20 protein-coding genes are annotated in these 21,683 nt (G+C 65.1%); 5 read left to right on the forward strand and 15 right to left on the reverse strand.

All coding sequences use genetic code 11. The annotated features are described in order from the left end of the window. Positions 1-7: 7 nt before the first annotated feature. Both ABX298_RS21940 and ABX298_RS21945 read right to left on the reverse strand, forming a co-directional pair. Positions 8-307 carry a hypothetical protein gene (locus ABX298_RS21940; protein ID WP_085591561.1) on the reverse strand — a complete coding sequence of 100 codons (300 nt, stop codon included), beginning with the start codon at positions 305-307 and terminating at the stop codon, positions 8-10. A 166-nt stretch (positions 308-473) separates the two neighbouring features. Continuing rightward, positions 474-2,606, reverse strand: coding sequence for a TonB-dependent siderophore receptor (locus tag ABX298_RS21945; RefSeq protein ID WP_075044985.1), 2,133 nt, complete (start codon positions 2,604-2,606; stop codon positions 474-476). 226 nt (positions 2,607-2,832) lie between these two features. Between ABX298_RS21945 and ABX298_RS21950 the strand changes: the two genes are divergently transcribed. Further along, positions 2,833-3,414 (forward strand): hypothetical protein, encoded by a 582-nt coding sequence (locus ABX298_RS21950; protein ID WP_075044986.1) that lies wholly within the window; start codon positions 2,833-2,835, stop codon positions 3,412-3,414. 4 nt (positions 3,415-3,418) lie between these two features. On the opposite strand, the gene ABX298_RS21955 is transcribed toward ABX298_RS21950, so the two are convergent. Then, a complete protein-coding gene (locus ABX298_RS21955; RefSeq protein WP_075044987.1) occupies positions 3,419-4,183 on the reverse strand; it encodes a hypothetical protein in 765 nt (254 codons plus the stop codon). Positions 4,184-4,385: 202 nt separating this feature from the next. Here ABX298_RS21955 and ABX298_RS21960 point away from each other — a divergent pair, with 202 nt between their 5' ends. Continuing rightward, positions 4,386-4,904 carry a DMT family transporter gene (locus tag ABX298_RS21960; protein ID WP_025338822.1) on the forward strand — a complete coding sequence of 173 codons (519 nt, stop codon included), beginning with the start codon at positions 4,386-4,388 and terminating at the stop codon, positions 4,902-4,904. Here the strand turns inward: ABX298_RS21960 and ABX298_RS21965 are convergent, their stop codons facing one another. Beyond that, entirely contained in the window at positions 4,905-5,813 is a 909-nt protein-coding gene (locus ABX298_RS21965; RefSeq protein WP_075044989.1) for a LysR family transcriptional regulator, read from the reverse strand. A 452-nt stretch (positions 5,814-6,265) separates the two neighbouring features. On the opposite strand from ABX298_RS21965, the gene ABX298_RS21970 reads away from it, so the two are divergent. After that, entirely contained in the window at positions 6,266-7,240 is a 975-nt protein-coding gene (locus ABX298_RS21970) for a quinone oxidoreductase (protein WP_367393633.1), read from the forward strand. Between the two features lie 41 nt (positions 7,241-7,281). After that, the gene (locus ABX298_RS21975) at positions 7,282-8,202 is read left to right on the forward strand and encodes a LysR family transcriptional regulator (RefSeq protein ID WP_075044991.1); all 921 of its coding nucleotides are present in this window, start codon (positions 7,282-7,284) and stop codon (positions 8,200-8,202) included. A gap of 330 nt (positions 8,203-8,532) precedes the next feature. Here ABX298_RS21975 and ABX298_RS21980 read toward each other — a convergent pair whose 3' ends face one another. Beyond that, a complete protein-coding gene (locus tag ABX298_RS21980) occupies positions 8,533-8,862 on the reverse strand; it encodes a hypothetical protein (protein WP_023660807.1) in 330 nt (109 codons plus the stop codon). A 74-nt stretch (positions 8,863-8,936) separates the two neighbouring features. After that, the gene (locus ABX298_RS21985; protein ID WP_367393634.1) at positions 8,937-9,587 is read right to left on the reverse strand and encodes a DUF998 domain-containing protein; all 651 of its coding nucleotides are present in this window, start codon (positions 9,585-9,587) and stop codon (positions 8,937-8,939) included. Between the two features lie 193 nt (positions 9,588-9,780). On the opposite strand from ABX298_RS21985, the gene ABX298_RS21990 reads away from it, so the two are divergent. Beyond that, positions 9,781-10,530, forward strand: a complete 750-nt coding sequence (locus ABX298_RS21990; RefSeq protein WP_084785162.1) for a FadR/GntR family transcriptional regulator — start codon at positions 9,781-9,783, stop codon at positions 10,528-10,530. 174 nt (positions 10,531-10,704) lie between these two features. On the opposite strand, the gene ABX298_RS21995 is transcribed toward ABX298_RS21990, so the two are convergent. The 9 genes from ABX298_RS21995 to ABX298_RS22035 form a co-directional block, all read right to left on the reverse strand. After that, positions 10,705-12,285: an aldehyde dehydrogenase (NADP(+)) gene (locus ABX298_RS21995; RefSeq protein WP_367393635.1), complete on the reverse strand. Its 1,581-nt coding sequence runs from the start codon at positions 12,283-12,285 to the stop codon at positions 10,705-10,707. A 186-nt stretch (positions 12,286-12,471) separates the two neighbouring features. Next, positions 12,472-14,025 (reverse strand): galactarate dehydratase, encoded by a 1,554-nt coding sequence (garD, locus tag ABX298_RS22000; RefSeq protein ID WP_075044994.1) that lies wholly within the window; start codon positions 14,023-14,025, stop codon positions 12,472-12,474. Positions 14,026-14,102: 77 nt separating this feature from the next. Then, positions 14,103-15,464 carry an MFS transporter gene (locus tag ABX298_RS22005; protein ID WP_075044995.1) on the reverse strand — a complete coding sequence of 454 codons (1,362 nt, stop codon included), beginning with the start codon at positions 15,462-15,464 and terminating at the stop codon, positions 14,103-14,105. Between the two features lie 104 nt (positions 15,465-15,568). Further along, complete coding sequence (gene kdgD, locus ABX298_RS22010) at positions 15,569-16,480, reverse strand: 5-dehydro-4-deoxyglucarate dehydratase (protein ID WP_039615340.1); 912 nt, start codon at positions 16,478-16,480, stop codon at positions 15,569-15,571. A 446-nt stretch (positions 16,481-16,926) separates the two neighbouring features. Further along, a complete protein-coding gene (locus tag ABX298_RS22015; RefSeq protein ID WP_015270696.1) occupies positions 16,927-17,736 on the reverse strand; it encodes a gamma-glutamyl-gamma-aminobutyrate hydrolase family protein in 810 nt (269 codons plus the stop codon). Positions 17,737-18,176: 440 nt separating this feature from the next. After that, positions 18,177-18,959, reverse strand: coding sequence for an amino acid ABC transporter ATP-binding protein (locus ABX298_RS22020; protein WP_025338831.1), 783 nt, complete (start codon positions 18,957-18,959; stop codon positions 18,177-18,179). Between the two features lie 22 nt (positions 18,960-18,981). After that, complete coding sequence (locus ABX298_RS22025) at positions 18,982-20,226, reverse strand: FAD-binding oxidoreductase (protein WP_025338832.1); 1,245 nt, start codon at positions 20,224-20,226, stop codon at positions 18,982-18,984. 16 nt (positions 20,227-20,242) lie between these two features. Then, on the reverse strand, positions 20,243-20,953 hold the full coding sequence (locus tag ABX298_RS22030) for an ABC transporter permease (protein ID WP_025338833.1): 711 nt from the start codon (positions 20,951-20,953) through the stop codon (positions 20,243-20,245). Beyond that, on the reverse strand, positions 20,950-21,669 hold the full coding sequence (locus tag ABX298_RS22035) for an ABC transporter permease (protein WP_075044996.1): 720 nt from the start codon (positions 21,667-21,669) through the stop codon (positions 20,950-20,952). The genes ABX298_RS22030 and ABX298_RS22035 overlap by 4 nt, the downstream gene beginning before the upstream one ends. Positions 21,670-21,683 lie beyond the last annotated feature (14 nt).

The raw sequence follows: 21,683 nt of genomic DNA on the forward strand, positions 1-21,683 counted from the left end.
CAAGCGCTCAGTTCTTGCACTTGGCCATCACCACCTGGCAAGTCTTCGGTGTGCCCCCTGACCGGCTTGCATAACGCACGCAGTTGTTCAGCGATTTCTGCCGGGCAATGCTCAGCGTATTGCCCCACGCGAGGCCGCCTTCGCCGGTGGTGGGCACGGCTTTGGCGAAGCAGTTGGAGCCCGTTGCGGGCGTCGCGTACCTGGCCTTGCTGGCTTTGCTGGAGCAGCCGGCGGTGAGTGCCAGGCTGAAGGCGAGCAGGGTGGTCAGCGCCCAGGACATGTAGGGGCGAATCGGTTTACTGCTCATATGCTCTCCTTACCGAGGCGCAGGACTCCCCGCCGCGAACACCGGCAAGGCCGGTGCCATACTCTGCACAGGATATTGCATTCAAGCGAAGCGGTGAACGCTTGCGTTGCACCAGATGCAGCGCAAGGCCTTGCACCATGGCAAGGCCTTGCGCCTGGGGCAACGATCAGAAGCGGTAGTTGAAGCTGGCTTCCAGCGTACGCGGTGCACCCGGGGTGATCAGGTCAACCGAACCGTGCGCGGAGGCATAGTAGTCGCGGTCGAACACGTTCTTCAGGCGCAGTGCTGCGTCCCACTGCGGCACGCTGTACAGCAGTGCGGCGTCGAAGGTGGTGTAGCCCGGCATCACCACCACGTTGTCGAGTGCGGTGTAGCGCTCGTCGACGTAGTTGGCGCCGGCGGCCACGCGCCATTCCGGGGTCAGGGTGCGCACCAGCCAGACGTTGGCGCTGTTACGCGGCGTCAGGGTAGGGGTCTGGCCTTCGTTGGCAACGCCGTTGGTCTTGCTGTTGGACTTGGTGATCTCGGCATCCAGGTAGGCATAGCCGGCGTAAATCTGCCACTTGTCCGTGAGCTGCCCGCTGACGGTGGCTTCGAAGCCGTCGGTGCGCTGCTCGCCGGCCAGCACGGTCAGGTTGGGGTTGGCCGGGTCGGCGGTCTTCATGTTGGTGCGCTCGAGGCGGAATACCGCTGCGGTCACCGACAGGCGGCTGTCGAGCAGGTCCCACTTGGCGCCGATTTCGTAGTTGGTGGTTTCTTCCGGCTCCAGGTGCTGGTTGGTCGGGCTGACCGCGAACACTTCGCCCGAAGGCTGGTAGCTGCGGCTGACCGACACATAGTAGGACTGGATGTTGTCCGGCTGGTAGACCAGGCCGGCACGTGGGCTCCAGGTCTTGTCGGTACGGTCGAGGTCTACGTTCTGCGCGCGGTCGTCGTCGTACTCCTGGCCAAAGATGTCATAACGCACGCCGACCAGGGCCTTCCAGTGCTCGTTCAACTCGATCATGTCCTGCACATACAGGCCGGTGGTCTGCTGGAAGTTGGTGCCCTTGGACGACAGGTTGGCGGCGTGCTCCGGCACCGGCACCAGGGCGTCGCGATACACCGGCACCTGGGCCACGTTGTTCTGGCTCAGCACCCGCTGGTGCTTGTCCTGGAAGCCCACTTCCACGCCATACAGCAGGTTGTGCTGCATGCCGGCAAGCTGCGCCTGTTGCTTGAGTTCGGTCTGGTTGAACATGCCGTACTCGTCGCGGGCGACGTTGCCACGGTTGAGCTTGACCAGCAGTTCGCCGTCAGGCGCGGTGACGAAGCGCGTCGGGCTGCTGTCGGCCAAGGTGTTGTTGCGGTCCAGGTCGTAGCGGTAGTACCGGCTGGTGTTGGTCAGGGTGAAGTCGTCGTTGATGCGGTAGTCCAGGCTGGCAGTCAGCGAGAACACCTCGCTGCGGGCGTAGTCCTGGTCGGCATCGCCGGAGCCGAAGCGCTTGTCGCGGTCCACATCTACCGGGCGGTTGCCCAGCGCCGGGATGCCGAAGTCGATCAGGCGCTTGTCGTACAGGTAGGTGGCGCCCAGGTTCAGTTCCAGGTCGTCGGAGAGGCGGAAGTAGGCCGACGGCGCGATGGCCTTGCGGTCGATGTAGCCATCGTCGCGGAAGGTGTCGCTGTCTTCGAAGGCGCCGGTCACGCGGTAGGCCTGGTTGCTTTGCGGGTCGGCCCAGCCGGTGTCGAACTGGGTGCGGCGCTTGCCTTCGCTGTCGAAGCTCATGCCGACTTCGCGCTTGGGCGTGAAGCTCGGCTTCTTGCTTATGCTGTTGATCAGGCCGCCCGAAGAGCCACGGCCATACAGCACGGCGGCAGGGCCCTTGATCACCTCGACCCGCTCGATGTTGGACAGGTCACGGAAGTACAGGGCGTCGTCGCGCACGCCGTCGATGTACATGTCGCCAATGGCGCTGAAGCCGCGGATGGTCACCTGGTCACGCTGGCCGTCGCCGTTGGACAGGCCGACGCCGGGCACGTTCTTCAGGACGTCTTCCATGGACTGCGCACCCTGGTCCTTGATCACGCTTTCGGGCACGACGTTGACGGTTTGCGGGATGTCGCGCAGCGGGGCGTCGATCTTCATGGCGCTGCGGCTTTCGCTGGCCTTGTAGCTTTGCTGCTCGTAGGCGCTGGTGACGGCAGTGGCGGGCAAGGCGAGGGAACCCTGCGATTCAGGTTGGACAGCCGCGTGAACAGCAGGCACAACCAGCAGGCCCAGCATGGAAATGGATGCCGGGGCAACAGACTTTTTTGCCATTACAGGTGACTCTTTGTTGTATTTGGAGGTCACGAATAGTAATGATTTGTAAATGTAAAGCAAGTGTAAAGAGTTCGCATTTGCTGTTGCAAGGGCGCTCGTGGCAAGAAAGCGACAAAACGCGTCGCAAGGGGGAGGGCCGGCAATGTGCCAGGCAAGGGCTATGCTTGTTGGCGCGTGAGCATTTCACGCCCCCATCCGGTCTTGATCACATGGAAGCAGGCCTATGAATCCAATTCGCTCTCTCGCTCGTGCTGTTGCCCTTGCCACCCTGGCGTCCGCCGCCAGCTTCACGGTGCAGGCTGCCGGTATTCCCATTGGTAGCGAGGCGCTGGAAAGCCACGTCACCACGCAGGTCACGGCCATCGACCTGGCCAGCCGCCAGGTCACGGTGAAAGGCCCTGACGCCAAGAAGGATGTGACCTTCCAGCTCACGGAAAAGGCCAAGGCGCTGCCCAACCTCAAGGTGGGTGACAGGGTCGACATCTACGTGACCCGTGCTGTGGCCTATGTGCTGAACCCCGAGGAGGGCGGTGCACCGAAGGCGACTGAAGAGTCCGGTACCATTCGCGCCACGGCGGACAACCCCAACCCGGGCGGCGAGGCGTTCCGCCAGGTCAGGGTGACCTCGCAGATCAAGAAGATCAACCTCGAGACGCATGAGGTGAGCCTGTTGCCGCCTGAGGGCAAGCTGCAGGTGGTCAAGGTCGAGAACCCTGACCTGCAGGCACGCATGAAGAACCTCAAGGTCGGCCAGACGGTCGACGCGATCTACACCGAAGTGCTGCGCGTCGAAACCTCGCGCTGACCATTCATTGGGGCAGGCTACGGGTTGCCCGCACATGGATCCGCCGTGATGCCTTGCATGACGGCGGATGTCGTTCGAACAGCTGTATCACCCAATCGGGCCGAGTCTTGCTGGCATCGTTGAGCCAATTGGCAACCGAGTCCTGGGCATACTTGTCTGCTTCGGCCAGGCGCGGCACCAACAGTGGCTCGGCCACTTCGGGCGCTTGCTTGAGTGCGGCGATGTGCTCGCACCAGACGCCACGTGGGCGCAGCACCTCGATACAGAAGCGTCGTACCAGTGGGTTGCTGTCGCCGGCATGTCGGGCAAGCAGGGCCAGGGCATCATCCAGCGCTTGAGCCAGGCGCGGGCGCAGGGCTATCCAGGCCCATTCGCGCACACCAAAATGTTCATCGCGAGCAAAATGCAGCTGGGCCAGCAATGCGGCTTCGAGATCGAGCGTGCGCGACAGGTGCGCCTGGGCGAAGGCCGCCCAGCTGCGCACCGTATCGGAGCTGTGTGCGCTGCACTGCTCCAACACCTGCTGGCGCTGGGGCGCAGGTGCTGGTTCCAGCCACTGCCCAAGGGCAAGGCCGATCCCCGTGATTTTTTTTGACAGGCCCTGCGAGCATGTTTCTTCGGCGCAGGTAGCCAGTTGTTCGATCAGCGTGTCGGGCAACTGGCCTGCCAGTGCACTGACCAAGGTCCTTTGATCCACTGCCAGGCACTCGGCCAGGTTGCGGGTGGGCAACTGCCCATGGTCGATCAGGGTTGTACGTTCATCTGTCATCGAATGTGCTCCATCACATACGGTTTGGTCTGGTCTAAGCCGTGAACCCGCCGGCTCAGGCCTCGGGCCGAGGCTGCGCAGCATCCTAGCCCAATTGGCTGGTATCCATGCGGCGAATAGCATGCGTGCACACTTTCGATTTCCATGGATAAAGGGAATTTTCCGATCATCGCCTGAACATCTGTCAAGAATGAGGACTGCCATGTTCAGCAAGACCTTGTGCCTTCTGGTGCTTCCCTTTGCCCTGGCGTTGCTTGCCGGTGCCGTGCTGCCGTTCCAGGCTGCGGGTAATGCCGCCGTCGGCCGGGCGCTGGGGCACTGGTTGTGGGGTGCGTTCACGTCATTGACGGTAAGTTCGCTGGTAGTGATCGCCGCGCTGCTGATCCTCAGGGTGCCGGCGCCGGACATGGGCAAGGCCTTGCAGGGGCCCTGGTGGCTGTGGGTTGGCGGTGTGCTCGGGGCGTTGTACGTGGCCGGTGCCGCTGCGCTCACCCCCAGGCTGGGCGCAGCGGGTTTCCTGGTGCTGGTGGTGGCGGGGCAGATCATCACGGCGGTGGTCGCAGACCACTTCGGAGTGATGGGGTTGGGGGGCAAGCCGCTCAACCTGGCCAGGTTGGCGGGTGTGGTGCTGATCCTCTGCGGCGTGCTGCTGGTGCAGGGCACCTGGGCAGCAGGCACGCCGGCCAGTGCCACTGCCGTGGTGAAACAGCCGGAAGGCTGATCAGCGCCCCGGCTGGCTGCACGCCCACACGGTTTCCCGCAGCCAGCGATGCCCGGGGTCGTCGTCCTTGCGGCTATGCCAGGCTTGCTGGTAATCGAACGAAGGAATCGCCAGTGGCGGCTCGAACTGGCGCAATGTCTTGTGCTGGTGCAGCGAGCCCACCGCGCGGCTGGCCACGGTCAGGATCAGGTCGGTGCCGGCCAGCACCTCGACCGCCGCACTCCAGTGCGGCAAGGCCAGGGCAATCCGCCGACGCAGGCCTTGCGCGGCCAGGGCGCGTTCGATTTCATCGAAGGCATCCGGGTGCATGGCCATCAGCACATGCGGGCGGGCCAGCCAGTCGGCCAGGGCCAGGCTGCCGCTGGCCGGCAGCACCTGGCGGTCGGCAACGCTGATGAAGCTGTCGGTGAACAGCGGCTGCGCGGTGATGGCCTGGGGCAGGTCCGGGAAGATGCCCAGGGCCAGGTCCAGTTCACCATCGAGCAACTGGGCCAGCATGGTTTCGCGGCTGGCCTGGCTGATGGCCAGGTCCACCCCGGGCGCGACATGGCGCAGGTGGCGCAGCAGGGGTGGCAGGATGATCCGCGAGGAATAGTCGGACAGCGAGAGCCTGAAGCGACGCTGGGCCTTGGCCGGTTCGAACTGTGGGGCGGCCAGCAGGCCGTTGAGGTTGCCCAGGGCGTCGTGCAGCGGTTTGGCCAGCGATTGGGCGCGGGCGGTCAAGGCCATGCGGCCGTTCTGGCGCACCAGCAAGGGGTCGTCGAAGTGCTTGCGCAACTGTGCCAGGGCATGGCTTACCGCCGGTTGGCTGCGGTGCAGGCGCAGGGCGGCGCGGGTCACGTGCTTTTCGCTCAGCAGGGCGTGCAGGGCGAGCAGCAGGTTGAGGTCGATCTTGCGTAGTTCATCCATGGTGCGAATGGTCTTGGTTGTGTCTGGCGGTTTTCATCAGCTTAACAAATGCCCAAGGCTGTCGAGGCCCCAGGATTTCGGCATCATGGCTGACATTGTCGGGGCCGCGTTGCGGCCCATCGCGACACAAGGCCGCTCCTACAAGGACCGTGTCAGTCGTTGGGGTTATACTCCCCACCCGTTTCACTGTTATCCGAGTATTCCGATGGGTCTTTCCGTAACCGCAACACCCGAGCCGCGTAGCCTGGGCGCCCCTATGCCGGCAACCTGATCGGCGTGCGCCTGCGTCCGCTGTTCTTTGCCGGCGAGCATCGGCCTGTAGCGCTGACCGGGTGCTGAGGCACTGAACGAATTGCTGCAAGGGGTGCAGAAATCATCTGCATCCCGCCTGATTGTTCAACTTTCCCTGCCTGATTAGCCTGACTCGAACACCCATCCAACAGGATTCGATCATGGCTACCCGCATCGTTCTCAACAGCACCGGCACTGCCGATGTCATGCAGCTTGAACACCTGCACGCACAAGCCCCAGGGCCCGGCCAGGTCTGGCTGGAACAGACGGCCATGGGTGTCAACCCGCTCGACCTGTTGCAGCGCAAGGGCGGTGCCCCACTGGACTTGCCTTCCGGGCTGGGGCTGGAAGGGGCTGGGCGGGTCGCCGCCGTCGGCGAAGGGGTACATGACGTGCAGGTGGGCGACCGGGTCGCCTATGCCATGGGCCCGGTTGGCGGTTACGCCAGCGGCCGCCTGTACCCGGCCGAGCGCCTGATCAAGCTGCCGCCGCAGCTGGATGACCAGGCCGCTGCCGCCGTGCTGTTCAAGGGCATCACGGCGCAGTACTTGCTGAAGACCACTTATGCCGTGGGCCCGGGTAGCCAAGTGTTGTTGTACGGTGCCGCCGGTGCCTTGGGCCAGCTGATGGCGCCCTGGGCGCGGCACCTTGGGGCGACGGTGATCGGCGTGGTATCACGCCCGCAGAGTGTGGCAAGGGCGCAGGCAGCGGGTTGCCACCATGTGCTGGTGTTCGACGCGGCAACCTTGGCCGGCCAGGTCCGCGAGCTGACCCAGGGCCAGGGCGTGGACGTGGCCTATGACTGTGTCGGCAAGGTGTCGCTGCAAGCCTCGCTGGACAGCCTGCGGGTGCGTGGCTTGCTGGTGTCGTTCGGCGGCACCTCCGGCGCGCCGGCGGCCATCGAGGTTGCCACGCTCAACGCCAAGGGCTCGCTGTACCTGACCCGGCCCTCGCTGGCAGCACACACCCGCACGGTCGAAGAGTATCAGCAGCGCGCCGCCGATGTGCTGGCGGCGGTCGCCGAGGGTATCATCCAGCCTCGGGTCTGGCGTGCCTACCCGCTGGCCGACGCGGCCCGGGCTCACGGGGACCTGGAGCAAGGGCAGTCGGAGGGCGCGCTGGTCCTTACTGCCTGATACCCGACTTCCACCCCTACTGCCTTGTGCCGAGCCTTACCATGGATGCCTTCGACAGCCGCCGCGCCGATGAACTTGCCACCTTGCTGGCGCTGCACGAGCAGGGCTCGTTTGCCGCTGCCGGGCGTCAGTTGGAGCGCCACCCCACGGTGCTGTCGAAGCGCCTGAGTGCACTGGAGGTGCGCCTGGGCATTCGCCTGGTGGAGCGCAGCACGCGGCAACTGCGCTTTACCGATGAAGGCGAGCGGCTGGTGGCCAAGGTGCGCGAGGCCAACCGGCTGATCGCCGAGGCCGAACAGGAAGCGGCCGAGGGGGCGGCGACGGTACGTGGGCGCCTGCGCCTGGCATTGCCGGCAGCCATGGGCCGGCGCTGGTTGAGCGGGATGCTGGCCGATTTCGTGCTGGCCTACCCGCAGGTGATGGTGGAGGCCGAGTATGCCGATCGTTTCGTCGACCTGATCGGCGAGGGTTTCGACGCCGCCATCCGCATTGGCGAGCTGGCTGACAACCGCCTGGTGGCCAGGAAGCTTTGTGATCACCTGCGCATCCTGTGTGCGTCGCCCGAGTACCTGGCCCGGCATGGCGCACCTGGGCAACCGGAGGATCTTGCTGGGCACAATTGCTTGGGTTTCAGTGGCTTGCGAAGCTTTCCTGAATGGCGACTTATGAGTGGTGGGCGACAGGTGAGTGTCAAGGTTGCCGGCAACCTGCGCAGCAACGACAACGAAGCCCTGCTGGAGGCGGCGCGACGTGGCGTTGGCATCCTGGCGGGAGGGGACTGGCTGATGGGCGAGGACCTCGCCGCCGGGCGCTTGGTGCGGGTGCTGCCGCAATGGCAGCTGGATGTGGCGGCAGGCATTTACCTGGTACGGCCGACCGCGCGCCTCAACACTGCCGCCCTGGTGGCTTTCAAGGCGTGGCTGGAAGCACGCTTCGAGGCCGGCGCACCATGGCGGCTATAGAATTGCACATAACCAATTGAATTAGCAGGGACCCTGTGGGAGCGGCTTTAGCCGCGAACACCGGCGTAGCCGGTGCCATGCACCGCGTTGGCTTCTTCGCGGCTAAAGCCGCTCCCACATCGACCGCATCGCTTTCAAGCCATGTGCAGTACCTGTGGGAGCTGGCTTGCCGGCGATGAGGCCAGTACAGGCAGCATCAGCCGGGCGGTTGTTACAAGTCGAGCACCAAGCGGGCAGTACGAGCACGCGAGACGCACAGCATGATGCTCCCACAGGGTACGCGGGCCGCTTGCGAATTCAGTTCTCTACGCGAAAAGGGCTGGGCAATCGTTATCGCCTTGCTACAGCATGCTGCACGCACTGCTCGTAATAGGTTTGCTTGATCGCTGCAGGCTTGAGCCGCGAGCGGCTGTTGTAGGTTTGTTCGGTAATGCCGAAGGCGGTCATGCGCATCCACGGTTTGGGGAATTTGCGCGCCTGCAGCTTCTTGCGCGTGGCATACAGGGTTACCCCGGAAAGCTTGGCCTGCTGCGCCTCGGCGGCTATCTGCGCGCCCCAGCCGCAAGTGTGGCGATCGTTCTGGCTCAGCGCCCGTGCCTGGGCGCCGAAAGCGAGCGTGGCCAGCAGGCAGCCGGCCATCGTTGCTAGAAGTACTCGCATGTTGCTGTCCTAAGCATCTGAAGGAAAACGAAGTTTGCCTTCACAAGCTGCTACCGGGGGCCAGCAAATTGCCGTCAGGTTGTTGCCATCCGCAACGGGCTGGCGCGGGAGGGGCGTAGGCTGGTCCAGGCCAGGCTGGCGACCCAGATTACTGATACGCCGTAGTTCAGTCGCTGGTACAGGCCGAACCACTGGCCGCTTTGCGCTGCCTTGCCCATGAGCGCGACGGTCACGATCGCCAATACCACGCAGGCCAGAGAAAACAGCCCCAGTGCCCTGGAGCCGGCAATGCGATTGCCCAACCAGGCCCACAGCGCGCTAGCAAGGGTCAGCGAAAGGAACATCAGCAAGCCGGACAGGTTGTGTAACTGCTGCGAACGGGAAGGCTGCGCCGGAACGCAACCTTGGTCGCAGGGAAACCACCCGGTACCCAGGCTGCCCACGCCATGCAACAGCACCAGCGCCGCACTCAGCAATGCCAGCTTCGAGCCACGCCAGCGCCGCGCCAGGCCCCAGGCAAACAGGGTGAACAGGATGGCAAGGGGGAAGTTGTTGACCAGCGGCGACCAGTTCTGGGTCGGCGAACCGACCGCGCCGAGCTGGCTCATGGCCTTTTGCAGGTGGTCGTAGCCGGGGTAGGCCAGGGCGGTGAACCATACACCTGCCAGCAGCCAGAGGGGGATCAACAGGCCGCTGGCGAGCAACAGGCGGTCGAGGGGTTTCATGCTGTGTTTTCCTTCCATGGATGAGCGTGAAACCGCACAGTACAGCCTCGCACCTGCGAGGGGCCAGCATTTCCAGTGTTTCGTTCAGGGCTGCCGCGCCTGCGAACGACGAGAAATACCGCACTGCGTGTATGTGATCGTACAACTGCTTGCGCTATGATGAGCGCTGTCTTTCAAGGTGAAATACAGGGCAATGACAGAGCAGCAGGTACAGGCAAAGACCCGACGCAAGCCGCGCAGTCTGGCCCAGGAACTGGTCACGGTGCTGACCGAGCGCATTCGCAGCGGCCAGCTCAAGCGCGGCGACAAGCTGCCGACCGAATCGCAGATCATGGCCGAAGAGGGTGTCAGCCGCACGGTGGTGCGTGAAGCGATCTCGCGGCTGCAGGCCGCCGGGCAGGTCGAGACCCGCCACGGCATTGGCACCTTTGTGCTGGACGCGCCAGCCACGGGTGGTTTCCGTATCGACCCGGCGACCGTGGTCACCCTGCGCGAAGTGTTGGCGGTGCTGGAGTTGCGCATTGCCCTGGAGATCGAATCGGCGGGCCTGGCGGCGCAGCGGCGCAGCGATGAAGAGCTGACCGGCATGCGTGCGGCGCTGGACGAACTCAACGAAGGGGCTGCCCACGCCACGGATGCGGTGTCGGCGGACTTCCAGTTCCACCTGCGCATTGCCCAGGCCAGCGGCAACCACTACTTCGCCGACATCATCAACCACCTGGGCACCAGCATCATCCCGCGTACCCGCTTGAACTCGGCGCGGCTGGCCCACGATGACCAGGCGCACTACATGAGCCGGCTGATGCATGAGCACGAGGCGATCTACGAAGCCATCGCCCGGCGTGATAGCGAAGGGGCGAAGATGGCCATGCGCATGCACCTGAGCAACAGCCGCGAGCGCTTGCGGCAGGCGCATGCAGAGGCCGAGGCGCAGGAGGCCTGAAGCTTCTCTGTTGCCTGACCGGGCCTCTTCGCGGGTAAACCCGCTCCCACAAGGTTATCCATTACCTGTAGGTACGGCGCGGCTCCTGTAGGAGCGGGTTTACCCGCGAAGAGGCCGGTACAGGCAAAAGAAAAGCCCCGCCATGCACGGGGCTTTCCTGTTTCAGGCAATCAGTCAGATTGCTCCCTCACTCCACTGGCCATTCACCAGCCGACGCAGCCCAAGCGGGTTGCCGTCGCGCAGTGCCTCAGGCAACAGCGCCTGCGGGTAGTTCTGGTAGCACACCGGGCGCAGGAAGCGGTCGATGGCCAGGGTGCCGACTGACGTGCCGCGCGCATCCGATGTGGCCGGGTAAGGCCCGCCGTGCACCATCGCATCACACACCTCGACACCGGTCGGGTAGCCATTGACCAGGATCCGCCCGACTTTCTCCTCCAGCAGCGGCACCAGCCAGGCGAAGGCCTGCAGGTCTTCCGGCTCGCCGATCAGGGTCGCGGTCAGCTGGCCGCGCAGGCCGAGCAGGGCGGCGCGCAACTGGTCGTTGTCCTGCACTTCCACGGCAACGGTGGTCGGGCCGAACACTTCTTCCTGCAGCAGCGGGTCAGATTCCACCAGCAGGCGGGCATCAGCCCTGAACAGTTGGGCGCGCGCCTGGCTGCCTGCCTGCGCCTGGCCGGCCAGGTGCTCGATACCGGCATGGGCGTGCAGGTGCTCCAGGCCACCGACGTAGCTGCGCAGGCCACCGGCGTTGAGCATGGTCTGGCCGGCCTGCTGGCTCAGGTGCTGGCCAAGCTCTGCCAGCAGTTGGCTGTACTGCGGCGACTGCAGGCCGATCACCAGGCCCGGGTTGGTGCAGAACTGGCCTGCGCCCAGGCACACCGAACCGGCCAGTTCTCGGGCGATGGTTTCGCCACGCTTGGCCAGGGCGCCCGGCAGGATGATGACCGGGTTGATGCTGGACATCTCGGCGAACACCGGGATCGGCTGCGGGCGCTCGGCGGCCATGCGGCACAGGGCGTCACCGCCTTTCAGCGAGCCGGTGAAGCCGACGGCCTGGATGACCGGGTGCTTGACCAGCCACTCGCCGACGCCGCCACCGAACACCATGTTGAACACGCCCTTGGGCATGCCGGTGCGCTCGGCGGCGCGCTGGATGGCGCAGCCGACCAGGTCGGCGGTGGCCATGTGGCCGCTGTGGGCCTTGAACACCACGGGGCAACCGGCGGCCAGGGCCGCGGCGGTATCGCCACCGGCGGTGGAGAAGGCCAGCGGGAAGTTGCTGGCGCCGAACACGGCGACCGGGCCGACGCCGATGCGCATCTGGCGCAGGTCCACGCGTGGCAGGGGCTGGCGCTCGGGCAGGGCCAGGTCGATGCGCGCACCGAGGAAGTCACCACGGCGCAGCACCTGGGCGAACAGGCGCATCTGGCCGCTGGTGCGGCCGCGCTCGCCCTGGATACGGGCGGGGGGCAGGGCGGTTTCACGGCAGACGATGGCGACGAAAGCGTCGTCCAGTTCGTCCAGCTCGGCGGCGATGGCGTCGAGGAACTCGGCGCGCCGCGCCGGAGCCAGCTGGCGGAATTCGGCGAAGGCGGCGGCGGCGGCCTTGGCGGCCTGGTCCACTTCGCTTTCGGTGGCTTGGGCGAAGCTGTAGGGCAGGGCCTCGCCGGTGCTGGCGTCCAGGCTCTGCAGGCGCTGCTGGCCAGCGGCGCTGCGCTGGCCGGCGATGAAGTTGTGGCCGAGGATTTCAGGCATGGGGTGCTCCTGTAGAGAGTAGTGAAGGAAGAGAACGTGCTTGAGGCGTTTGCTCGGACCCTGTGGGAGCGGGTTCACCCGCGAAGCAGGCAACTCGGTGTATGGCACCGGCTTTGCCGGTGTTCGCGGGTGAACCCGCTCCCACAGGGACCGCGTTGCAATGTTGAGTTGGGCAAGCCCTGGGCATCAGGTAATCGGTGCCGGGTTGAACAGGGTGATGTCGTTGTGCAGGCGATGCTGTTCGGCCCAGGTCTGCTTGCGGCCGCTGGCCACGTCCAGGTAGTAGTGGAACAGCTCCCAGCCCAGCTCCTCGATGGTCGAGCGGCCGCTGGCGATGCGCCCGGCGTCGATGTCGATCAGGTCGGGCCAGCGCTGGGCCAGCTCGCTGCGGGTGCATACCTTGACCACTGGCGCCATGGCCAGGCCGTACGGGGTGCCACGGCCGGTGGTGAACACATGCAGGTTCATGCCGGCAGCCAGTTGCAGGGTGCCGCAGACAAAGTCGCTGGCCGGGGTGGCGCAGAAGATCAGGCCTTTGCGGTTGACCCGCTCGCCCGGCCCGAGCACGCCCTGGATGGCGCCGCTACCGGACTTGACGATCGACCCCAGGGACTTCTCGACGATATTCGACAAGCCGCCTTTCTTGTTGCCCGGCGTGGTGTTGGCGCTGCGGTCGGCGGCGCCTTGCTGCAGGTAGCGGTCGTACCAGTCCATTTCGCGCACCAGGGCGTCTGCGACCTCCTGGTTTTCCGCCCGCGAGGTGAGCATGTAGATGGCGTCGCGCACTTCGGTCACTTCCGAGAACAGCACGGTGGCGCCAGCGCGTACCAGCAGGTCGGCGGCGTAGCCCAGCGCCGGGTTGGCGGTGATGCCCGAGAAGGCGTCGCTGCCCCCGCACTGCATACCCAGGATCAGTTCGCTGGCCGGCACGCTTTCGCGGCGGCGCTGGTCGAGTTTCTTCAGGCGGGTCTCGGCCAGTTCCATGATCTGCTCGATCATTTCCACAAAGCCCAGGCTGGCGTCCTGTAGGCGGTACAGCCACGGGTCGCTGAGGTCCACCGACGGGTCGTTGTCGTGCATCACCTGGCCGGCCTGCAGCTTTTCGCAGCCCAGGCTGATGACCAGGGCCTCGCCGCCCAGGTTGGGGTTGCGCGCCAGGTTGCGTACCGTGCGGATCGGGATGTAGGCATCGCGCGCGTTGATCGCCACGCCGCAGCCATAGCTGTGGGTGATGGCCACCACGTCATCGACATTGGGGTACTTGGGCAGCAACTCGCTGCGAATGCGCTTTACCGCATGTTCCAGCACGCCGGTCACGCACTGCACGGTGGTGGTGATGCCGAGGATGTTGCGGGTGCCGACGGTGCCGTCGGCGTTGCGGTAGCCTTCGAAGGTGAAGCCTTCGAGCGGCGGCAGCGGCTGCGGGACGGCGTCGCAGCGTGGCAGGCTGTCCAGCTCCGGCGCGGCCGGCATGGCCAGCTGGCTCTCCTGCACCCAGCTGCCCTGGCGCAGGTCTTCCAGCGCGTAGCCGATGATCTGCCCGTAGCGGCGCACCGGCTCGCCCTTGGCGATGGCCACGGTGGCTACCTTGTGGCTCTGTGGCACGCCCTCGACCAGGGTCAGGCCGTCGGCGAAGCGGGCGCCTTCGCCCAGGCCGCCATCATTGACCACCACCACGACATTGTCGTCGTCGTGCAGGCGGACGTAGCGGGGCGAGTCGGAATGTTCGATCAACTGCATGTTCGGGCCCTACTTGTCAGGTTCTCAGGCTTTTGTACATCCGCCCGCAGCGGGGTGGCCGACGCGGGCGTGTTCACTCAGTGGCGCGAGCCGGCCAGTTCGCTGCCGGTCGCTGGCTCGGCGTCAGGCTTTGGGCTTTCACGCAGCTCGATGCGCTTGATCGGGCCGACGATCACCAGGTAGCTGAACACCGCCACCAGGGCGTTGGCACCGACATACACCAGGGCCCACTTGAACGAGCCAGTGGCGCTGATGATGTAGCCGATCACGATTGGCGTGGTGATCGAGGCGATGTTGCCGAAGGTGTTGAACAGCCCGCCCGACAGCCCGGCGATCTGTTTCGGCGAGGTGTCGGCGACCACCGCCCAGCCCAGCGCGCCGATGCCTTTGCCGAAGAACGCCAGGGTCATGAAACCGACCACCATCCACTCGGCGTCGACGTAGTTGCAGAACACCATGGTGGTCGACAGCAGCAGACCGCAGACGATCGGCAGCTTGCGCGAGAAGGTCAGCGAGTTGCCGCGGCGCAGCAGCCAGTCGGAGATCACCCCGCCCAGCACACCACCGATGAAGCCGCAGACCGCCGGCAGCGAGGCGATGAAGCCGGCCTTGAGGATGGTCATGCCGCGCTCCTGCACCAGGTACACCGGGAACCAGGTGAGGAAGAAGTAGGTGATGGCGTTGATGCAGTATTGGCCCAGGTACACGCCCAGCAGCATGCGGCTGGTCAGCAGTTGCTTGATGTAGCCCCATTTCGGGCCGTCGTTGCCGCGCTTCTGGTCCATGTCCACCAGGCCGCCGTTCTGCTCGATGTGCTCGAGTTCACCCGGGCTGATGCGTGGGTGTTGGCGCGGGTTGTAGATGGTCTTCAGCCACACCATGGAGAACACGATGCCCAGTGCGCCCATGACCACGAACACGTGCTCCCAGCCGAAGCTGAACACGATCCAGCCCATGATCGGTGCGAACAGTGCGGTGGCGAAGTACTGCGCCGAGTTGAAGATGGCCGAGGCGGTGCCGCGTTCCTGGGTCGGGAACCAGGCCGCGACGATGCGCGCGTTGCCCGGGAACGACGGGGCTTCGGCAAAACCGACCAGAAAGCGCAGGGTGAACAGCGTCACCACCGCCCAGGCCACCGGCAGGCCACCGACAAAGCCCTGCAGCAGGGTGAACAGCGACCAGGTGAAGATGCTGAAGGCGTAGACGTTCTTGGAACCGAAGCGGTCGAGCAGCCAGCCACCAGGAATCTGGCCAGCCACGTATGCCCATCCGAAGGCGGAGAAGATGTAGCCGAGGGTCACGGCATCGATGCCGAGGTCTTTCTGCAGGCTGGAGCCCGCGATTGCAATGGTGGCGCGGTCAGCGTAGTTGATCGTGGTCACCAGGAACAGCATGAACAGGATCAGGTAGCGCACATGCGTCTTCTTCGTCGCTTGCATGCTGGTAGTACTCCCACTAGTTATTTTTGTGCGGGCTCACGAATTGTAACCGGAGTGGGGTTGGCCCACTCCGGGCGCGGCATCTGGCAGGCCGCGGGCGGCGCTTACTGCGGGCCCATCTTGTCCATCAGCGCGGCGAGCTTTTCGTACTCGTCGGCGGTGAGGTCGGTAAGCGGCGTACGCACCGGGCCGGCGTCGTAACCGGCGATTTTGGCGCCGGCCTTGACGATGCTCACGGCGTAGCCGGCCTTGCGGTTGCGGATGTCCAGGTACGGCAGGAAGAAGTCGTCGATCAGCTTGGCCACGGTGGCGTGGTCGTCACGGGCGATGGCGTTGTAGAAGTCCATGGCGGTCTTCGGCACGAAGTTGAACACGGCGGAGGAGTACACCGGCACGCCCAGGGCCTTGTAGGCAGCAGCATACACCTCGGCGGTCGGCAGGCCACCCAGGTAGCTGAAGCGGTCGCCCAGGCGGCGACGGATCGACACCATCAGCTCGATGTCACCCAGGCCGTCCTTGTAGCCGATCAGGTTCGGGCAGCGCTCGGCCAGTTTTTCCAGCAGGTCGGCGTTCAGGCGGCAGACGTTGCGGTTGTAGACGACTACGCCGATGTTTACCGATTTGCACACTGCTTCGACGTGGGCGGCGACACCTTCCTGGCTGGCTTCGGTCAGGTAGTGCGGCAGCAGCAGCAGGCCCTTGGCACCCAGGCGCTCGGCTTCTTGCGCGTATTCGATGGCCTGGCGGGTGGAGCCACCGACGCCGGCGAGGATGGGTACCGACTTGGCGCAGGTGTCGACGGCGGTCTTGATCACCTGGCTGTATTCGCTGGCAGCCAGGGAGAAGAACTCACCGGTGCCGCCGGCGGCGAACAGGGCGCTGGCGCCATACGGGGCCAGCCATTCCAGGCGCTTGACGTAGCCAGCCGGATTGAAGTCGCCCTGGGCGTTGAAGTCGGTGACCGGGAAAGACAGCAGGCCGTGGGAGAGGATGGATTTGAGTTCTTGTGGGGTCATTGTTGTTGGCATCCTGTGGCGCTTGGGTGAAGGGTGTTGTTTTGCGTTGGAGGTAAGTTATCGTACAACTTGTACGATGACTAGTCCTTTGGGAGATTTTTTTGTGGAGGGGCGGAAGGAGTGTTATTGCCTGTGCCGGCCTCTTCGCGGGTAAACCCGCTCCCACAGGGACCGCGCCGCGCTTGAAATTTGCGGAGATCCCTGTAGGAGCGGGTTTACCCGCGAAGAGGCCAGAACAGGCGACAACAACAGATGCACGAGACGCAGATGGCAGACCAATCGCGATCAGTCATCGTATCTCTTGAGGGGCAGGAAAAAAGATCGCGGAGACAGGCACAAGCCCGCCGCCCGTTTCCACGGGAAGTGTTCTGGGACCAGCAGAGGGTGACCGGGGAAAACGGGGGCGGCCTTGCGCCGCCCCGCGATCAAAGCAGAGGAAACTGGGGTCAGGCAGCGTGCTGGCGCTTGATCTGCGCCTTGCGTACCTGGGCCCGGCAAGCGTCGCCGAAAGCCTGGAAGATCTTGATCGAATCCGGGTTCTTCGCCGCTTGCCACTCCGGGTGCCACTGCACGGCGAACAGGAACGGCGAGATGCTCGGGGCATGGATCGCCTCGACCAGGCCGTCTTCGGCGTGGGCGATGGCCTCGATGCCGGCGCCGAGCTTGTGCAGGCCTTGGCCATGCAGCGAGTTGACGCGAATCTCGTCGGTACCCAGGGTGTCGCGCAGCCAGCTGTCCGGCTTGATCTTCACGCCGTGCACCTGGGCGTATTGCACCTCGACCGGGTCTTCCGGGTTTTCCCGGTGGTCGTTGAAGCCAGGCTCGGCGTACACCTTCTGGTAGATGTCGCCACCCAGGGCCACGTTGATTTCCTGCATGCCACGGCAGATGCCGAAGATCGGCAGGCCACGCTTGATCGCGGCCTTGACCAGCGGGATGTCGAACAGGTCGCGGTTCTGGTCCTGGCCTTTGCCGGGGGTCTCGTTTTCCTGGCCGTACAGGGCCGGGTCGATGTTGCTGCCGGCGCCGGTCAGGTACACGCCGTCGGCCATGTCCAGATAGGTCTCGAGGTCTTCGATGCCGCAGCAGGTGGGCACCAGCACCGGGACGCAATCGGAAAACTCGACCAGCGGGGTGATGTATTTGTGGGTCATGACCTGGTAGTCATGGCCTTTGCGCTCTTGGCTGCCCATGGTCATCAGGACGACGGGTTTGCGCAGGGAGGGTTGCTTGTTGCCAATGTTGCTGTTGGACATATGTCACCTTGGGACAGGTTCGGCCTGTCGTTGTTGTGCAGGTGCACGGCGCGGGGCCATGGGTGCAACCTGTAGCCCCGAGCACTGCCGGCTCGTCGGAGGCGACGATTCCGGTCGGGGCTTGTAGATAGCTTGCCAGAGCCGTTCGATATGTCAAACGACGGAGTAGGGCTTGATGGCCGGGAATGCGCCGGTTTTTGGGGGCTGAAACCGATGCGGGCCTGTGGCGGCGTGGGTTTGGCGGGGGTTAAGGTCAATAATATTTAACGATGCAGTTGGGTCTTTGCAGCGGTGCAATGAAGGTGGTTTTGTGTTTGTGCTACTGGCCCTATCGCCGGCAAGCCAGCTCCCACAAGTACTGCACCGGGCTTGAAAGCTGCAGATACCCTGTGGGAGCTGGCTTGCCGGCGATAGGGCCAGTACAGGCATAACTCCATTACTCAGTGCAGTATCTGCGCCAGGAACCCCTTGGCCCGCTCGGTACGCGGCTGGTTGAAGAACACCTGCGGCGGGCTGTCTTCGATGATTTGCCCGCCCTCGAGGAACAGCACCCGCTCGGCCACTTGGCGGGCAAAGCCCATTTCATGGGTGACGCAAAGCATGGTCATGCCAGTGCCGGCCAGCTGCACCAGCACATCCAGCACCTCGGCGACCATCTCCGGGTCAAGCGCCGAGGTGGGCTCGTCGAACAGCATGATCCGCGGCTTCATGCACAGCGCCCGGGCAATCGCCACGCGTTGCTGCTGGCCGCCGGACAGCTGGCTGGGGTACTTGTGCGCCTGGCTTTCGATGCCGACCTTGCTCAGGTACATGCGCGCCCGCTCCTCGGCGTCCTTGCGCGACAACCCGCGCACGCTGGTGGGGGCCAGCAGGCAGTTGTCGAGCACGCTCATGTGCGGGAACAGGTTGAAGTGCTGGAACACCATGCCGATGTCGCTGCGCACCTGCGCCGCTTCGCGGGTGGTGGATGCCAGGTCGATGCCATCCACCTTGATGCTGCCCTGCTGGGCCACTTCCAGGCGGTTGATGCAGCGGATCAGGGTCGACTTGCCCGAGCCGGACGGCCCGCACAGCACGATGCGTTCGCCTTCGCGCACCTGCAGGTCGATGTCGCGCAGCACGTGGAACGCGCCGTAGTGCTTGTTCAGGCCTTCGATGCGGATCAGCACCGGGCGTGGGTCGGGTTCGGGGGCAAGGGTGGCAAGGCTCAGTGGTGCGGTCATCTTGTTGTTCTCCCGCAGGGGTTCAGTCGAAACGAGTCGCGCTGTAGGGCGCGGGGTCGGTGAAGGGGCGTTCGCCGGTGACCAGTTCGGCCACCAGCCGGCCGCTGACCGGGCCCAGGGTGAGGCCGTGGTGGGCGTGGCCGAAGTTGAACCACAGCCCCGGGTGGCGCGGCGCCGGGCCGATCACCGGGCGCATGTCGGGCAGGCATGGGCGGCGGCCCAGCCAGGGGGTGTCGTCCAGGCGCTCGCCAAGGGCCGGGAACAGCTTGCGCGCCAGGGCTTCGCAGCGGCCCAGCTGGATCTGGTTGCCCGGCGCGCTGCTGGCGTCGAACTCGATGCCGGTGGTCAGGCGCACGCCGCGAGCCATTGGCGCCAGCACGTAGCCGCCCTGGGTGTCGCAGATGGAATGCTCCAGTTGCGCGCCGTCACGGGTGCTGTAGTGCATGTGGTAGCCACGCTTGATAGCCAGCGGGATCTGGTAGCCAAGGCCGCTGAACAGGTCGGCCGACTGCGGGCCGAGGCAGGCCACCACCTCGTTGGCGGTGATCGGGCCGCGGCGGCTGTCGACCCGCCATTGGCCGTCGACCTGGCGCAGGCTGCGCGCATCGCCATGCAGGAACTGCCCGCCGCGCTGCGTGAACAGGGTGGCGTAGCCGCGGGTGAGGGCGCCGGGGTTGTTCACGGTCTTGGGGTCGAGCCAGTGGATGCCGCCAACCACGCTGGCGTCCAGCTGGTGCTCGCGGGCCTGCAATTGCCCGCATTCGAGGATTTCGAACTGCAGGCCATAACGGCTCAGGCCCTTGGCGTCGGCCTTGGCCTGCTCGAACAGCGCCGGGTCACGGAACACTTCGATCCAGCCTTTGGCCTGCACCAGCCCTTCCAGGCCGGCGGCAGCGATCAGTGCGTCGTGCTCCTCGACGCAGCGCTGCACCAGCGGCAGCATGTCGGCGGCGGCCCCGGCCAGGCGACCGGGGGCCGACTGGCGCCAGTAGCGCCACAGCCAGGGGGCGGCCTTGGGCAGGTGCAGCAGGCTGTAGCGCACATCGGGCTGGCGGTTCAGGCCATAGCGCAGCAGCGCGCCCAGTTGCCGCGGGAAGGCATAGGGGATCACGCTGGAGCGCTCGATCAGCCCGGCATTGCCGTGGCTGGTGCCGCTGCCCGGTTCGTCGCGGTCGATCAGGATCACCTGGCGCCCGCGGGCCTGCAGGTGCAGGGCGGTGCTGACGCCGACGATGCCGGCGCCGAGGACAAGGGTCTGGCAATGCATGGAACGTATCCTTCGGTCAGTTCAGGTGGCGGCCCAGGCGGGCTTCCAGGTGTTTCAGCAGGCGCCGCACCAGTTCGACGATCAGCAGGTAGAGCACGGCGGCCCACAGGTAGATCTGGAAGTCGAAACTGCGCGAGAAGGCCAGTTTGGTCACGCCCATCAGGTCGTAGATGGTCACCAGCGAGGCGATCGCGCTGGCCTTGATCATCAGGATCAGTTCGTTGCCCAGCGGGCCGATGGCCACCAGCAGCGACTGCGGCAGGATCACCTTGAAGAAGGTGGTCGAGCGCTTCAGGTTCAGCGCCCGCGCCGCCTCATGCTGGCCGGGGGCGACGGCCATCAGGCTGCCGCGGAAGATTTCGGCCTGGTAGGCGGCGGTGTTCAGGGTGAACGCCAGCAGCGTGCAGAACCACGCCTCGCGGAAGAACCACCACAGGCCGACGTCCTGCCAGAAGCCCTTGAGCGAGCCCAGGCCGTAATACAGCAGGAACAGCTGGGCCAGCAGCGGCGAGCCGCGGAAGAAGTACACGTAGCCGGCGGCCATGCGCTGCAGCAGCAGGCTGCGCGACATGCGCGCCAGGGCCAGCAACAGGCCGAGCACGGCACCCAGGCTGAAGGAAATCGCCACCAGCTTGGCCGTTACCAGCAGGCCATCGAGGAAGCGCGGGCCATAGCGGTCCAGCAGGTCGGGGTCGAGGACCAGCGCCAGCAATTGTTCGAAGCTCATGCGCGTGCTCCTTGCAGGTGGCGGTTGCTGCGCCGTTCGATGAAGGCGAACACGCGCCCGGAAATGGCGGCGAACAGCAGGTAGCCCAGGCAGGCCACGCCATAGAAGAACATCGGCTCCTTGGTCACGCTGACGGCCAGGTTGGTCTGGCGCATCAGGTCGACCAGCGAGATAGTCGAGACCAGCGAGGTGTCCTTGAGCAGCGACAGCCAGTTGTTGGACAGGCCGGGCAGGGCGATGCGGGTCAGTTGCGGCAGCAGCACCTTGAAGAAACCGGTGCGCTTGCTCAGGCCCAGCGCCGAGCAGGCTTCCAGCTGGCCCTTGGGTAGGGTCTTGAAGGCTGCCAGCCAGATCTCGCTGGAGAACGCGGCGAACACCAGGCTGAAGGCGATCATCGCGGCGAGGAAGGTATTGATCAGGAACTCACCCTGGTAGCCCATGGCTGCGAGGATCTTCTGTGCGGCGATCTGGCAGCCGTAATAGATGATCAGTAGCGTCAGCAGTTCGGGCAGGCCACGGAACACGGTGGAGAAGGTGGTGGCCCAGGCGCGCGGCAAGCGCTTGCGCGAGCGTGCTGCAAGGGCGACGACCAGGCCCAGCGGCAGGCCGATGGGCAGGCAGGCCAGGGCCAGGGAAAGGGTGACCAGCGCGCCGGCCAGCAGCGCCTGGCCCCAGCCTCCACTGGCGAAGGACAGCAAGGACAATTGATCGAGCATGACGAACACCTTGT

Source organism: Pseudomonas sp. X4 (genome assembly GCF_040784925.1).
GTDB classification, from domain to species: Bacteria; Pseudomonadota; Gammaproteobacteria; order Pseudomonadales; family Pseudomonadaceae; genus Aquipseudomonas; species Aquipseudomonas putida_Z.